The 16064-nt window shown below is 40.8% G+C and carries 9 protein-coding genes and 2 rRNA genes; all 11 read right to left on the bottom strand.

Annotation, left to right across the window (positions count from 1 at the left end):
* Positions 1 to 2 precede the first annotated feature (2 nt).
* The 11 genes from NQ540_RS06480 to NQ540_RS06530 all read right to left on the bottom strand — a co-directional run bounded on the left by NQ540_RS06480 (position 3) and on the right by NQ540_RS06530 (position 16049).
* Positions 3 to 2919 (bottom strand): 23S ribosomal RNA (locus NQ540_RS06480).
* 222 nt (positions 2920 to 3141) lie between these two features.
* Positions 3142 to 4691: ribosomal RNA gene (locus NQ540_RS06485) — 16S ribosomal RNA — on the bottom strand.
* The 16S and 23S rRNA genes sit together here, the layout of an rRNA operon.
* Before the next feature lie 398 nt (positions 4692 to 5089).
* Entirely contained in the window at positions 5090 to 7057 is a 1968-nt protein-coding gene (gene pknB, locus NQ540_RS06490; protein WP_005606595.1) for a Stk1 family PASTA domain-containing Ser/Thr kinase, read from the bottom strand.
* A complete protein-coding gene (locus NQ540_RS06495) occupies positions 7057 to 7803 on the bottom strand; it encodes a Stp1/IreP family PP2C-type Ser/Thr phosphatase (RefSeq protein WP_005606596.1) in 747 nt (248 codons plus the stop codon). Before NQ540_RS06495 ends, pknB begins: the two co-directional genes overlap by 1 nt.
* 21 nt (positions 7804 to 7824) lie before the next feature.
* The gene (gene rsmB / locus NQ540_RS06500) at positions 7825 to 9147 is read right to left on the bottom strand and encodes a 16S rRNA (cytosine(967)-C(5))-methyltransferase RsmB (RefSeq protein ID WP_005606598.1); all 1323 of its coding nucleotides are present in this window, start codon (positions 9145 to 9147) and stop codon (positions 7825 to 7827) included.
* Positions 9140 to 10096: a methionyl-tRNA formyltransferase gene (fmt, locus tag NQ540_RS06505; protein WP_005606600.1), complete on the bottom strand. Its 957-nt coding sequence runs from the start codon at positions 10094 to 10096 to the stop codon at positions 9140 to 9142. The genes rsmB and fmt overlap by 8 nt, the downstream gene beginning before the upstream one ends.
* Positions 10097 to 10105: 9 nt before the next feature.
* The gene (priA, locus tag NQ540_RS06510) at positions 10106 to 12511 is read right to left on the bottom strand and encodes a primosomal protein N' (RefSeq protein ID WP_005606602.1); all 2406 of its coding nucleotides are present in this window, start codon (positions 12509 to 12511) and stop codon (positions 10106 to 10108) included.
* 129 nt (positions 12512 to 12640) lie between these two features.
* Positions 12641 to 12856 carry a DNA-directed RNA polymerase subunit omega gene (rpoZ, locus tag NQ540_RS06515; RefSeq protein ID WP_005606604.1) on the bottom strand — a complete coding sequence of 72 codons (216 nt, stop codon included), beginning with the start codon at positions 12854 to 12856 and terminating at the stop codon, positions 12641 to 12643.
* Positions 12857 to 12873: 17 nt separating this feature from the next.
* Complete coding sequence (gmk, locus tag NQ540_RS06520) at positions 12874 to 13509, bottom strand: guanylate kinase (RefSeq protein WP_005606605.1); 636 nt, start codon at positions 13507 to 13509, stop codon at positions 12874 to 12876.
* Between the two features lie 200 nt (positions 13510 to 13709).
* Positions 13710 to 14984 (bottom strand): class II D-tagatose-bisphosphate aldolase non-catalytic subunit, encoded by a 1275-nt coding sequence (locus NQ540_RS06525; RefSeq protein ID WP_005606607.1) that lies wholly within the window; start codon positions 14982 to 14984, stop codon positions 13710 to 13712.
* A 12-nt stretch (positions 14985 to 14996) separates the two neighbouring features.
* Positions 14997 to 16049 carry a PTS fructose transporter subunit IIC gene (locus NQ540_RS06530; RefSeq protein ID WP_039849077.1) on the bottom strand — a complete coding sequence of 351 codons (1053 nt, stop codon included), beginning with the start codon at positions 16047 to 16049 and terminating at the stop codon, positions 14997 to 14999.
* Positions 16050 to 16064 lie beyond the last annotated feature (15 nt).

Consider the following 16064-nt stretch of genomic DNA (forward strand, 5'->3'; position numbering starts at 1 on the left):
TCGTGGTTAAGTCCTCGACCGATTAGTACTAGTCCACTCCATGCCTCGCGGCACTTCCACTTCTAGCCTATCTACCTGATCGTCTCTCAGGGGTCTTACTCACTTGATGTGATGGGAAATCTCATCTCGAGGGGGGCTTCACGCTTAGATGCTTTCAGCGTTTATCCCGTCCACACATAGCTACCCAGCGATGCTCTTGGCAGAACAACTGGTACACCAGCGGTGTGTCCATCCCGGTCCTCTCGTACTAAGGACAGCTCCTCTCAAATTTCCAACGCCCGCGACGGATAGGGACCGAACTGTCTCACGACGTTCTGAACCCAGCTCGCGTACCGCTTTAATGGGCGAACAGCCCAACCCTTGGGACCGACTTCAGCCCCAGGATGCGATGAGCCGACATCGAGGTGCCAAACCTCCCCGTCGATGTGAACTCTTGGGGGAGATAAGCCTGTTATCCCCAGGGTAGCTTTTATCCGTTGAGCGATGGCCCTTCCATACGGAACCACCGGATCACTAAGCCCGACTTTCGTCCCTGCTCGACTTGTAGGTCTCGCAGTCAAGCTCCCTTCTGCCTTTACACTCTTCGAATGATTTCCAACCATTCTGAGGGAACCTTTGGGCGCCTCCGTTACACTTTAGGAGGCGACCGCCCCAGTCAAACTGCCCGTCTGACACTGTCTCCCACCCCGGTAAGGGGTGCGGGTTAGAGTGGTCATGTCACAAGGGTAGTATCCCACCGTTGCCTCCTCCGAAACTGGCGTCCCGGATTCTTCAGCTCCTACCTATCCTGTACATGTGACACAAACACTCAATATCAAACTACAGTAAAGCTCCATGGGGTCTTTCCGTCCTGTCGCGGGTAACCTGCATCTTCACAGGTACTATAATTTCACCGAGTCTCTCGTTGAGACAGTGCCCAGATCGTTACGCCTTTCGTGCGGGTCGGAACTTACCCGACAAGGAATTTCGCTACCTTAGGACCGTTATAGTTACGGCCGCCGTTTACTGGGGCTTCAATTCAAAGCTTCGCTTGCGCTAACCTCTCCTCTTAACCTTCCAGCACCGGGCAGGCGTCAGCCCCTATACGTCATCTTTCGATTTTGCAGAGACCTGTGTTTTTGATAAACAGTCGCCTGGGCCTATTCACTGCGGCTGGTATTGCTACCAGCACCCCTTCTCCCGAAGTTACGGGGTCATTTTGCCGAGTTCCTTAACGAGAGTTCGCTCGCTCACCTTAGGATTCTCTCCTCAACTACCTGTGTCGGTTTGCGGTACGGGTCCTATAAATCTTGCTAGAAGCTTTTCTCGGCAGTGTGACATCAGAAACTTCGGTACTAAACTTCCCTCCCCGTTACAGCTTGTCGCATCTGTGATAAGCATTTGACTCATCAGCCGACTCACTGCTTGGGCGTACACTTCCAGTCGTACGCTTTTCTTAGCCTCCTGCGTCCCTCCATTGCTCAAACGATTTATAGAAGTACAGGAATATCAACCTGTTGTCCATCGACTACGCCTATCGGCCTCGCCTTAGGTCCCGACTAACCCTGGGAGGACGAGCCTTCCCCAGGAAACCTTAGTTATTCGGTGGACGGGATTCTCACCCGTCTTTCGCTACTCATACCGGCATTCTCACTTCTAAGCGCTCCACATGTCCTTACGATCATGCTTCTCCGCCCTTAGAACGCTCTCCTACCACTGGACCATAAGGTCCAATCCACAGCTTCGGTAATCTGTTTAGCCCCGTTACATTTTCGGCGCAGGGTCACTCGACTAGTGAGCTATTACGCACTCTTTGAATGATGGCTGCTTCTAAGCCAACATCCTAGTTGTCTGTGCAACCCCACATCCTTTTCCACTTAACAGATATTTTGGGACCTTAGCTGGTGGTCTGGGCTGTTTCCCTTTCGACTACGGATCTTATCACTCGCAGTCTGACTCCCGGATATAAATACATGGCATTCGGAGTTTATCTGAATTCGGTAACCCGAGATGGGCCCCTAGTCCAAACAGTGCTCTACCTCCACGATTCTCACTTCCGAGGCTAGCCCTAAAGCTATTTCGGAGAGAACCAGCTATCTCCAAGTTCGATTGGAATTTCTCCGCTACCCACACCTCATCCAAGCACTTTTCAACGTGCCCTGGTTCGGTCCTCCAGTGCGTTTTACCGCACCTTCAACCTGGACATGGGTAGATCACTTGGTTTCGGGTCTACGTCCACATACTTCATGCGCCCTATTCAGACTCGCTTTCGCTACGGCTCCGACTCTTCATCTTAACCTCGCATGTAAACGTAACTCGCCGGTTCATTCTACAAAAGGCACGCCATCACCCATTAACGGGCTCTGACTACTTGTAAGCACACGGTTTCAGGTACTCTTTCACTCCCCTCCCGGGGTTCTTTTCACCTTTCCCTCACGGTACTGGTTCACTATCGGTCACTAGGTAGTATTTAGCCTTGCCAGATGGTCCTGGCGGATTCCGACGGGATTCCTCGTGTCCCGCCGTACTCAGGATGCTAGTAGAGTTCGTCAAGATGTCGCGTACAGGATTGTCACCTTCTGTGATGGGCCTTTCCAGACCACTTCTGCTATCTTGATGTCTTCTCACGTTCTAGTCCTACAACCCCAACAAGCAAGCTCGTTGGTTTGGGCTCCTCCCGTTTCGCTCGCCGCTACTCAGGGAATCGATTTTTCTTTCTCTTCCTGCAGGTAATGAGATGTTTCAGTTCCCTGCGTGTACCTCCTAATGAGCTATGTATTCACTCATTGGTAACACCCTATGAAAGGTGCTGGGTTCCCCCATTCGGAAATCTTTGGATCTTAGCTTACTTACAGCTCCCCAAAGCATATCGGTGTTAGTTCCGTCCTTCTTCGGCTCCTAGTACCAAGGCATCCACCGTGCGCCCTTATTCACTTAACCGTTGGTTAAATGTCGCATAGCGTTGCGTTTTGTTAAAAAACTCTTTTCGTTAGATCTTACTCTAACTCTCGGTAAATTAATTGGTTATTTGTTGTGATATAGTATTCAGTTTTCAAAGAACAAAATTGAGAGATGAACCTCTCAAAACTAAACAAAGAAGTCTAAACCCTGTAGGGTTCCGTATTACCTTCAATACCTTACGGCACTGAGGTTTATCCTTAGAAAGGAGGTGATCCAGCCGCACCTTCCGATACGGCTACCTTGTTACGACTTCACCCCAATCATCTATCCCACCTTAGGCGGCTGGCTCCAAATGGTTACCTCACCGACTTTGGGTGTTACAAACTCTCGTGGTGTGACGGGCGGTGTGTACAAGACCCGGGAACGTATTCACCGCGGCGTGCTGATCCGCGATTACTAGCGATTCCGGCTTCATGTAGGCGAGTTGCAGCCTACAATCCGAACTGAGAATGGCTTTAAGAGATTCGCTTACCCTCGCGAGTTCGCTGCTCGTTGTACCATCCATTGTAGCACGTGTGTAGCCCAAGTCATAAGGGGCATGATGATTTGACGTCATCCCCACCTTCCTCCGGTTTGTCACCGGCAGTCTCACTAGAGTGCCCAACCGAATGCTGGCAACTAGTAATAAGGGTTGCGCTCGTTGCGGGACTTAACCCAACATCTCACGACACGAGCTGACGACAACCATGCACCACCTGTCACTTTGTCCCCGAAGGGAAAGCTCTATCTCTAGAGTGGTCAAAGGATGTCAAGACTTGGTAAGGTTCTTCGCGTTGCTTCGAATTAAACCACATGCTCCACCGCTTGTGCGGGTCCCCGTCAATTCCTTTGAGTTTCAACCTTGCGGTCGTACTCCCCAGGCGGAGTGCTTAATGCGTTAACTGCAGCACTGAAGGGCGGAAACCCTCCAACACTTAGCACTCATCGTTTACGGCGTGGACTACCAGGGTATCTAATCCTGTTTGCTACCCACGCTTTCGAGCCTCAGCGTCAGTTACAGACCAGAGAGTCGCCTTCGCCACTGGTGTTCCTCCATATATCTACGCATTTCACCGCTACACATGGAATTCCACTCTCCTCTTCTGCACTCAAGTTCCCCAGTTTCCAATGACCCTCCCCGGTTGAGCCGGGGGCTTTCACATCAGACTTAAGGAACCGCCTGCGCTCGCTTTACGCCCAATAAATCCGGACAACGCTTGCCACCTACGTATTACCGCGGCTGCTGGCACGTAGTTAGCCGTGGCTTTCTGGTTAGATACCGTCAAGGCGCTAACAGTTACTCTAGCACTTGTTCTTCTCTAACAACAGAGTTTTACGATCCGAAAACCTTCTTCACTCACGCGGCGTTGCTCCGTCAGACTTGCGTCCATTGCGGAAGATTCCCTACTGCTGCCTCCCGTAGGAGTTTGGGCCGTGTCTCAGTCCCAATGTGGCCGATCACCCTCTCAGGTCGGCTATGCATCACGGCCTTGGTGAGCCGTTACCTCACCAACTAGCTAATGCACCGCGGGTCCATCCATCAGCAGAAGCTTGCGCCTCTTTTCCTCTTCAAACCATGCGATTCGAAGACCTATGCGGTTTTAGCATCCGTTTCCGGATGTTATCCCCCTCTGATGGGCAGGTTACCCACGTGTTACTCACCCGTTCGCCACTAGATTGACCAGTGCAAGCACCGGTCGCTCTCGTTCGACTTGCATGTATTAGGCACGCCGCCAGCGTTCGTCCTGAGCCAGGATCAAACTCTCATGAAAAATTTGAATTTTCATGAGCTTTGAAAAGCTCATTTTAATTACTGACTTATTGTATCTCTTTAAGAGATAAGAAATTGTTGTTTCTTCATTCAATTGAATGAAGTCCCTACACATTTGGTTCGTCTTCTTTGTTCAGTTTTCAAAGGTCAATCGTTGTTTTGCAACAACTTCTATATCCTATCATAGGACATTTTTACTGTCAACAGTTTTTATTCAACTTTTTCAAAGTTTTTTGGAACTGTTTTAAAAGCGAACGTTCGCTTCACAGTGATATTAATTTATCATATTCAGATTTGGTTTGCAACTAAAATGGACATGAATTTTTTAATATATTTTTATTAGAAAAGAAAACAGAGTCTAACTATTAAAAACGTAGACTCTGTCTCTATGATAACCTCTTACTGAACAACACCGGTATCAATCGTTACTCCATCTTTTTTAATGATGTATTTACCACTATTCACTTGATTATTAAAGGTGAAATCAATACTAATTGTTGTTGTTTCCGTTATTTTGAACGATCGATAAGCCGTATTTATATTATTATTAGCATCCTGAATAAATACTTCGACCGTATTCGGTTGTTTCTCTTGAGTTGAAGTATGGTTTCCATTTCCATTATTCGCTTGTTTCTTTTCTTCATAAGGAATCGTAAACTTACGACTAACGACTCTTTCCCCTTTTCCTTTTGAAATAACAACCGTTAATGTATCTCCTTGTTTTAAAGTGGCTCCTTCTGCTGGAGACTGTTTAATAACTGTATCTTCTGTCTCATTACTATTTTCTTCAGTAATTTGAAGTTTTAGTCCATTCTGTTTAGCGTATTCTTGAACTCCTGAACGAGTGTAGCCTTTTAAGTTGACTAAGGTCACTGGTTCTTTGCCTTTCGAAACTGTCAAAATCATCTTTGTTTCCTTCGCAACAACCTTTTGATCCTTTGCGATACTTTGTTCTGTAACTTTACCAGCTTCGACTGTATCAGAATAGATTTCTTTCTTCTCTACAGCAATCCCTAATTTTTGAAGTTCATCTTTTGCTTTATCGAATGTATTACCAACGTAGTTTCCTATCGTCACCGTATCTTTCCCGGCACTAACTTTTAAAACTACTTTTGATTTTTCTCTAACTTTACTTCCGGCTTTAGGATTAGTTTCGACCACTTTTCCTTCTTCCACGGTATCTGATTTAACTTTTTGAACATCAGAGATTTCCAGATTCAAATCTGCTAATTTTACTTTTGCTTCAGCTTCCGTGTACTTACTCAAATCTGGAATAGTAACCTCTTTTGGCGCAGATTGAATATATGCAAAAATGGCAGCTGCCCCAATAAGGGTTATAAGAAGTAGTAAAATCCAAGGCCATTTTTTTCTTTTTTTCTTCGGCTCTTGAGTAATAGGCTTCTTTTCTTCATCAAATTGAATTTCAGGAACTTCTTTACTCGAAGTTGGGATTTTTCGAGGTATGGCTTCTGTAGCAATCGGTTGTAAAACTTTTGTTTCCTGATTCAATGTAGTGGGTTTAAACATCGGTTCATTAAGCCTTTCAGGATTTAAACACGTTTGTAAATCCTCCAGCATCTCTTCACAACTATTATAACGGTCCAAAGGTTCTTTTGCAGTTGCTTTAAGAACGACATTTTCTAAGCTTTGAGGAACTGTTGGTAACATTAATGAAATTCGTGGAAGTGGTTCTTGAAAATGCTTTAGGGCAATTGATACAGCAGACTCCCCTTCAAAAGGAACCTCACCAACTAACAATTCATACAGAACTATTCCAAGAGCATATATATCACTTCGAATCGTAGCCATTCCGCCTCTAGCTTGTTCCGGAGATAAATAATGAACAGATCCTAATAACGTATTTGTTTGAGTAAGTGAAGTCTCCGATAATGCAATCGCAATCCCAAAATCCGTAATTTTAACATCACCATGTTTATCAATCAAAATATTTTGAGGTTTAATGTCGCGATGAATAATTCTATTTTGATGAGCCACCTCTATAGCAGAAACAATTTGTGTCATAATACGTACTGCTTCTCGTGGTGGTAGAGGCCCTCTTTCTCGAATATATTCTTTCAAATCGGTTCCTTCGACGTATTCCATCACAATATAATGGGTTCCATTTTCTTCTCCTACATCATAGACTCCTACAATATTAGGATGAACTAATTGAGTTGCTGATTGTGCCTCTCTTTGAAAACGTCTCATTGCTGCTTCATTTGAGTGAAAATCAAATCTAAGTACTTTCACAGCAACAGGTCGCTCTAAAATTAAATCTCTTGCCAAGTAAACTGTGGCCATACCACCAGTTCCCACATGAGACTGAATCTTATATCGACCTCCGATTGTCTTCCCCGATTCAAACATTATGCTACCTCCTCTCTCACCAAATATTTAGCAATCGCTACGGTAATATTATCCCGTCCGCCTGCTTCGTTAGCAGCTAAGACCGCTTTTTGAGCTTGTGTATTTACATCAGAATAATTACCTAATATTTCTTTTATATATTGATCTTCTAACATGTTAGACAATCCGTCTGAACAAAGTAAAATCGTATCCTCATTTTTTAAAGTCACACGTACAAAATCTATTTGGACATTCAAAGTAATTCCCAAAGACTGAGTAACAATATTTCTTTGAGGATGTCTTTTTGCTTCCTCTTCAGTAATCTCTCCAGATTTCACTAATTCTTGTACGAGTGTATGATCTTCCGTTAATTGCTTAATTTGAAAATTGCGATATAAATAAGCTCGACTGTCTCCAACATTTGCTACTAATAATTCAGAATCAATGATTACTGCTGCAACAATTGTCGTCCCCATCCCATCCAATTCACGATATTGGTTTGCTTTCTGAAAGACACGATCATTTTCAGCCTGAATATTTTTAACCAGCCATTGGTAGGCCGCTTCTGTATCCGTAATACTTTCTTCTTCCCAACGTTTTCCCAAATGAGATAATGCCATAGCACTAGCTACATCCCCAGCATTATGCCCGCCAATCCCATCGCAAACAACGATAAGTGGCATATTTTGAGTATTCAAAAAATATCCGGCAGCATCTTCGTTTAAGGTACGTCTTTGCCCAACGTCACTCTTGATGGCTATCTCCATATTTTCCCTCCTGTTGCGAATCTATTTTCTTACCATTCTTGCAATGAAAAAACCATCTGTGTGATATTCATGTGGCAATATGGTAAGCATCGGATTTTCATTAGTACACCCAAACTCTTCTATTGGTTGTAATTCAAAATCCGGATGATTGGCTAAAAATTTAAGAACGACTTCCTCATTCTCACTTTTATTAATCGTGCAAGTTGAATAAATCAATTTTCCACTGTTCTTTACCATTGTAGCAACTGACGCTAAAATTTCCAACTGTATTATTTGTAATTTTGTTAAATCTTCACTATTTTTTGTGTATTTTATATCTGGTTTCCGGCGCATGAGGCCTAAACCAGAACATGGGGCATCTACAAATACTGCATCAAAACTTTCTTTTTCAAAAAGTTCTCCTACTTTTCTAGCATCGAGTGCATGAGTATGAATTCTGTCTTCTACCCCAAGGCGTTTTGCATTTTGATGAATTTTGCGTAATTTATTCTCATGCAAATCCAACGCCTCAACAAGTCCACCCTCTTCAGCCACAAGATAACTTGCAAAATGAGTAGTTTTTCCTCCAGGAGCTGCACAAGTATCGAGCACTTTATCTCCATGTTGAAGTTTTCCTACTTGAGCCACTAATGAGGATGACTCGTCTTGAACCGTAACGATACCATCTTTGAATGCTTTCGACCCTAGTAAATCTCCTTCTTTGACAATCACTGCTCGAGGAGATAACTTACTTTCTTGAACCATTACCCCTTCTTCTCTTAGAAGAGTTTGCACTTCTTCAACTGACATCTCTGGATTTTGAATACGCGCACTTAAATGCGGCGCAATATTTAAACTTGGGAAAATCTCTCTTGCCACTTCTCCGTATTGTTCAAATAATAATTCTACAATCCAGCGTGGCATGCTAAATTCAACACTCAAACGTTCACGTTCATCTTTAATAGAAGAAACTCCATCGAATCCAGAACGTTGAACATTTCTAAGAACACCATTGACGAATTTCGCAATCCCTTGATGACCACGTTTTTTAGCAATTTGTACAGCTTCAAAAATAGCAGCATGATCAGGGACTCGGTCAAGATACGCCATTTGATATACAGTCATTCGCAGTAAACTTAGCACCCATAGTTCCATTTTCTTTTGTTTCTCGATAAATGGTTTTAAATAGAAGTCTAATGTCAATTTACGTTGAATCGTACCGTAAAACAATTCCGTTAATAGTCCTCTATCTCTTACATCCAATTTATGTTTTTGCAACACATTTTGAAACGCGACAGTCGAGTACGCTTGATTTTTTTCTACATTTGTTAATAATTCTACGCAAATATCACGTACATTACTCATGGTTTAATCCCTCAAAAATCGCATCATTCTTCAACCATTCAGAAAATCCATTGATAAACGCCTTCGCGTCCATTTGAGCTTTTCCTGCTGGTTGAAGACGTGTAATTTCAAGCACTGTTCCGCCACCACAAGCCACATATAGACGTCCACCATCTATAAATAAGCTTCCAGGAGTTTTAGCGGTTTGTTTATCCGTTAAAGAAACTCCCCACATCTTCACACGATTTCCATTTAAAACCGTAAATGAAGTTGGCCATGGACGTAAGCCTCGTACAAAGCAATCTACTTCAGTCGCTGTTTTATTCCAATCGATTTGCTCTTGCTCTCTTGAAATATTTGGAGAGAATGATACTAATGCTTCATCTTGCTCCACTTCAGTAATCGTTCCGGCAAATATCTCTGGTAATGTTTCGATTAGTAAGTCTGCTCCAACGACACTTAATTTTTCAAACATACTTGCAACGTCATCTTCACCAGTAATTGGAATCGCACGTTGCGAAATAATCGCACCGGCATCCATCTTCGCAACCATGCGCATAATCGTTACGCCAGTTTCTTTGTCACCATTCATAATCGCATAATGAATCGGAGCTCCACCACGATATTTTGGTAAGAGTGACGCATGAACGTTCACCGCACCAAAACGTGGGAAGTTTAAAAACTTCGTTGGCAAGAATTGACCATATGCAGCCGTTACAATTAAATCTGCATCTAGTTGCATTAACTCTTCCAATTCCTGTGATCCACTTAATTTTTCTGGTTGGTAGACAGGAATATCATGCTCTAATGCAACTACCTTCACAGGAGTCGGAGTAATGATTTTCTTACGTCCAACTGCACGGTCTGGTTGTGTCACAACAGCAATCACTTCAACTGTTTTCTCTTCAATTAATCGTTTCAAAACGCCTGTAGAAAATTCCGGCGTTCCCATAAAAATAACTTTCTTCATTGTTCACCTCTATAAGAAATGTTGTGGTTCCATATCAATTGTCATAAGTATTTTCTTCGAACCAATCTCTTGCGTTTCAATCATCAATTGCTCCAAAAACTCTTGCAGCTGCGGCTCATTTTTGTATTTCACAATGATTTGGAAATAATAACGGTTGTTCATTCTCGCAATCGATTTAGCAGTTGGACCTAACACAACTGCTTTTGGTGACACATTTGCCATCAATGACTTATGAACTTCGATAGCTTTCTTCAACGCCACTCCTTCTTCTTCACTAGAAAACGTAATCATCGTCGTAAAGAAATATGGTGGATAGTTAGCCATATGACGCATTCGCATTTCTGTTTCGAAGAATCGTTCATAATGATGTCCTTGTGCTAATTGAATCGCGTAATGTGTTGGATTATAGGTTTGAATAAATACTTCACCCGGTTTCTCCCCACGTCCTGCACGACCTGAAACTTGTGTGAGCAGTTGGAATGTTTTTTCCGAACTTCTAAAATCAGGTATATTTAGTGCCGTATCTGCATTAATCACTCCAACGAGCGTTACGTTTGGATAGTCTAGGCCTTTCGCAATCATTTGGGTTCCAATTAAAATATCTGCTTCTTGATTCTCAAACTGTTTCAGAATCGCTTCATGCTGTCCTTTACGTCTTGTCGTATCCACATCCATTCTTACAATACGAGCGTCTGGGAATACCTCTTGCAATTCCTCTTGAACTTTCTGAGTTCCAGTTCCAAAGTAACGAATTTGTCGACTTTGACACTTAGGACAAAAAGTTGGGATTCTCTCTTCATGTCCACAATAATGACACTTCATTGTTTTCGTATCCATATGAAGTGTTAACGAAATATCGCAGTTTGGACATTCTAAAACATAACCGCAATCCCTGCATAATACAAAAGAGGAATAGCCTCTTCGATTTAATAGCAAAACCGTTTGCTCTTTCTTTTCCAATCGATTTTCGATTGCTTTTAATAAGGTTTGAGAAAACGATCCTTTCTGATGAATAAATTCATTTCTCATATCAATTAAATGCACTTCTGGAAGAATTTGTTCTTTAGCTCTTTTGGTTAGTTTCAGAAGAGTATAGACTCCTTTTTGCGCTCGAGCTCTTGATTCTAAACTAGGAGTTGCACTCCCTAACACTACAGGACAGTGATGGAATTCACCCCTCCAAATTGCGATATCTCTTGCGTGATATCTAGGAGATTCATCCTGTTTATAAGAGGTTTCATGTTCCTCATCTAAAATAATAATGCCAATATTTTCTAATGGAGCAAAAATAGAAGAACGTGCTCCAACAACAATATCTGCTTCTTTATTCTTGATTTTTCTCCATTCATCAAATTTTTCGCCTGTGCTCAGTCCACTATGTAGAACAGCAACCCTATCTCCAAAGCGAGACTTAAATCGTTCGACCATCTGAGGTGTTAAAGCAATTTCAGGAACAAGCATCATCGCACTTTGCCCTTTTGCAATAACTTCACTAATCCATTGCAAATAAACCTCCGTTTTCCCAGAACCAGTAACGCCTTCTAATAAATATACTTTTGAGTTATGTGGATCGATAGATTCTTCTTTTACTCTATCAAATGCCAGTTGCTGTCCCTCATTCAATTGAAAAGGAACACTCTTCTTAAAGAATCTTCCCTTATACGGATCGCGACTTACTTCTTTTTGAACTATCGTAATCCAATTATGCTCTACTGCAAATTTTAAATCAGCCGTTGTAAAATCTGTATCTTCTAAGAAACTTTTCTTCTGGATTTCCATTCTTTCCATCGAAGCGAGAGTCTTTAAGAGCGATATTTTCTTCTTAGCACGTGCAGAAAGCGTAGGAATAAACTCCTCATACTCTTGCATCACGTAGTTCAATCGAATCCAGTCTTCCGTTTTCACCTTGGCACGGTCTTTCACAACCGTCTCGATAACTACAACGCCTTCTTTTTTTAACTTCATCAACCGTTTTAGTTGTTCTTGTGGTAGGTCATCTGTATAAAGTAATGTGTTCTCATAATGGAAAATTTCTCGAAATACATCTTCATTCTCTTTTGGATTCACTAATACAAATCGTTTTTCATAATTAGACTTCAACATCGCTGGAAGCATAGTTTGATAGCATTGAATGAGGAATGCATGAACTTTCTTCGATAAATAGGCGCCTAACTCAATCATCTCTGGTGACAAGACGGGATCTAAATCCATTAAATGCAAAATATCTTTTATTTCTCCGTCGAAATCAACTTCATCACTAAGAGCCAAAACAAATCCAGAAATACTACGTCCCCCAAATGGAACAGCAACACGCATTCCAACTTCAATGCTCTCTTGTAATATTTCAGGGACATGATAATCAAAAGGACGATTTACTTGAATGACTGGTACATCAACGATTACTTTTGCATACATCTTTTCACCTCCAAAATTGTTTTACTATTTATTATACCATATTGAACTTCATTTTGTTGTTGCCTACGCTATACTTCTCTACTGCAAAAATAAAAAGCCAAGGGGAACCCCCTTGACTATATATTTAATTTATACATGTTCTGGTTTGCTGTCTTCACGGATAGTTAATTTTCCAGCTGCGATTTCTTCTAACGCACGACCAACATTTTTATGTGATTCATAGCTTTCTAACAATGGTGGTTCATGGTGGTGTAATTCATGCGCACGTTTACTTGAAAGAATTACTAATGAATATTTTGAATCGATTTTTTTTAGTAACTTATCGATTGATGGGTATAACATCATAACAACTTTCCCTCTTTCTACTCTTCCTCTAAAATTTCTTCTAACTCATCTTCAAACTCTTCAATACTCTCTATATTTCTTTGAATTCGTAAATGTTCAGTTTGAATAATAGCTTCAATTTGTTGAACCGCATTTTCTACTTTATCATTAACAACAGAGTAATCATAATACTTCATCAAACAAAGTTCTTCTCTAGCAACCTTCATACGATTTTTAATCACTTCGTCTGAATCTGTTCCACGGTTTACGATGCGAGATTCTAGTTCATGTAAATCAGGTGGTGTTAAGAAAATAAACACCCCGTCTGGCATCGCTTCGCGAACTTGAAGCGCTCCTTGAACTTCGATTTCTAAGAATACATCTTTTCCTTTATCTAATGTTTCTTGCACATATTCTAAAGGTGTTCCATAGTAGTTTCCTACATACTCCGCGTATTCTAATAATTTTTTATTTTCAATCATCGCTTCAAATTCTTCTCTAGATTTGAAGAAATAATCTTTTCCATCCACTTCACCTGGTCTTGGCTTACGAGTCGTTGCAGATACTGAGTACACAAATTTTTGATTGCCTTTTGCAAAAATAGCTGCGCGTACTGTTCCTTTTCCGACTCCTGAAGGCCCAGATAAAACGATTAATAAACCTTTTCTTGCCATAATCGTTTGAAAACTCCAATCTCTTTACATCTTTCTACTATAGTATCACAAACACCGTTGCTGCACCAATCAAAAATGATAGAAAATCAATAAAAAATCAATCTCCATAAGTTTTCTTTTGATTTTCTAACATTTCAGTAAACTAATCCGCATGATTCATGCTCAAAACAAAAAGGCTGGAAAATTCCAGCCTTTTATCTTTATTGAATGTTTTTAATTCTTGTTGTTACACCTTTTAATTTATAACATTCAACATAATCTCTAATAGGTCTCTTAATATGATCTATTACATATCTACGTCCATCAATATTATGCTTAGCTAGGTTTTCGTATAATTTTTCTATTTCAAGCTTCACTTCAGGATCATTAAATGTATAATGACCTGCAATATCTAGGATTTCATTTTGTAATTCTTCTTGCCCATCTCTTAGAATATCTTCAACAGTTAATTTTGTTTGATCTCCAATCATCCACTTTCTCCAGCGTTCTGATTTAATCGCATGAAGAAGTAATGTTTCTCTTAACTTAGAAGGAGATGTAACTAGACCATGTTTTACTAATTTAGCTTCCACAGCAACTAAATTTAGATATGCTCTAGTTTCTTCAGTTCCATATTGAGGAGCCACATTAGTTGCAGTAATTGAAGATGGAATATGTTCTAACAAAGTAACATCATCTAGATAATCTCCATTGTGTTCTTTTAGTCCTACATGATACTTTTTAGCCATTTCTGCTAAATCATATGCATTTTTGAAATTAAAATTACCTACTTGATCTGTTTTACGGACTAAAGTCCCAGTTTGGCCAACAATAAATGTCGGCATCGGTAAATCTCTCTTTTCTAGTTCATCTTTCAATTTCAAAATAAATGTCTCATATGTTTCAGTAGAAGTTAAGCCACCATTTGTTTCCTCTGTTCCCACTTCGTATCCAATAGTTGGAATATTTCGTTTAATTCTTTCTTTTTCACAATATTCAATTAGCTCAACAGTTCTTTCTAATACTGTCTCCAAAGGAATTACTTTTCCGATTTCAAATGGATCTTTTGTAGGGTCAATCATTAGTAAATCAAATCCAGCTTCGATATCTGCCAAATATGATTTCTTTCCAATTTCCATTGCAACATCAACAGGAAGATGATCATTTCTTTCCTTATCTCTTTGCCATGGTCCACCATGATCCCGACAGAGATAGTAAAAATTGTCATATCCGATCTCATCAGCTACTTCCTCAACTGCGGCTGCAAATCGTTTTTGGTCCCAACCATTAACGTATCCACCACCAAATTCATCAGAATCAACTTGATTTCGACTTGCAATAAACATTACTGGAAAATCTTCATCTTTCGACAACTCTAATGTGGCTTGAACACAGTTTTTTGACATTGGCCCAATTCCTAAAATTGTGGCACTGTCACCCGTCTCCTGAAGTTTAAGCAATCCTTCAACAATTGTTTTAATCGGTAATTTATTCATAATAGAATCCCCCTATTTTAATAACGATTCGTCTAAATCTGGTTTAGTGAAGTGTAACATCGCAACAGATACTAGCGTACCAATTAACATCGCGAGTACATACCATAATTTTCCATTAACAACTGGTAAAATGATTAATCCACCATGAGGAACTAAAGCCTCTACATTATTAATCATTCCTAAAGCTCCACCTACCGCACTACCAACAATAATTGCTGGTAACACACGTTTTACATCTTTTACCGCGAAAGGAATTGCACCTTCAGTAATCCCAATTAACCCCATGAAGAATGCTGACATTCCTAAGTCCTTATCTTCTGCGGTATATTTTTTACGATCAATAAAAGTAGATAGTGCCATAGCTAGCGGTGGAATCGCCACAGCAATACGGTGAGCACCATTTGGTGCATACACGCCTTCAGCCATTAACGCTAGAGTAAAAGCTGTTGCTGTTTTATTAATTGGTCCTCCCATATCAATAGCTGTCATAGCTCCAATAATCACGCCAAGAAGAATCGCACTTCCTCCTTGTAAATCCTTTAATGTAGAAACTAACCAAGTCATAGCAATTCCAATAGGCACTGCAATCACGTAGATATAAATCATACCTAAAACAAATACTGTAACAATTGGAATGATCAAGATTGGCATAATTGTTCTGATTGTATTAGGCACTTTAAATTTTTTGAACCATTGAACAAAATAACCAACTGCTACCCCTAAAATCATAGCACCTAAAAATCCTGTTTTTACTTGTCCTTCTCCTATAGGATTGTTAGCAACATATCCGAGAATCATCCCAGGTGCTAAAGCAGGTTTTCCAGCGATTGAGTAGGCAATATAACCTGATAAAATAGGAATCATCATACCAAATCCTGCTAATCCTAAATCCAACAGATTCTTCATGAAAGGATTCGTTACTGACATACCAGTTTCAGTTGCTTCACCAGTTGCTAAAGAGAATGCAAGAAAAATACCACCAACTACTACTGCAGGTAACATATACGAAACGCCTGAATTAAATGCTTTTTGAAGTTCTTTAAAAACACTGTTTTCTTTACTCATTTTTTTCATCTCCCT

It is taken from the genome of Granulicatella adiacens ATCC 49175 (genome assembly GCF_025150565.1).
GTDB classification, from domain to species: domain Bacteria; phylum Bacillota; class Bacilli; order Lactobacillales; family Aerococcaceae; genus Granulicatella; species Granulicatella adiacens.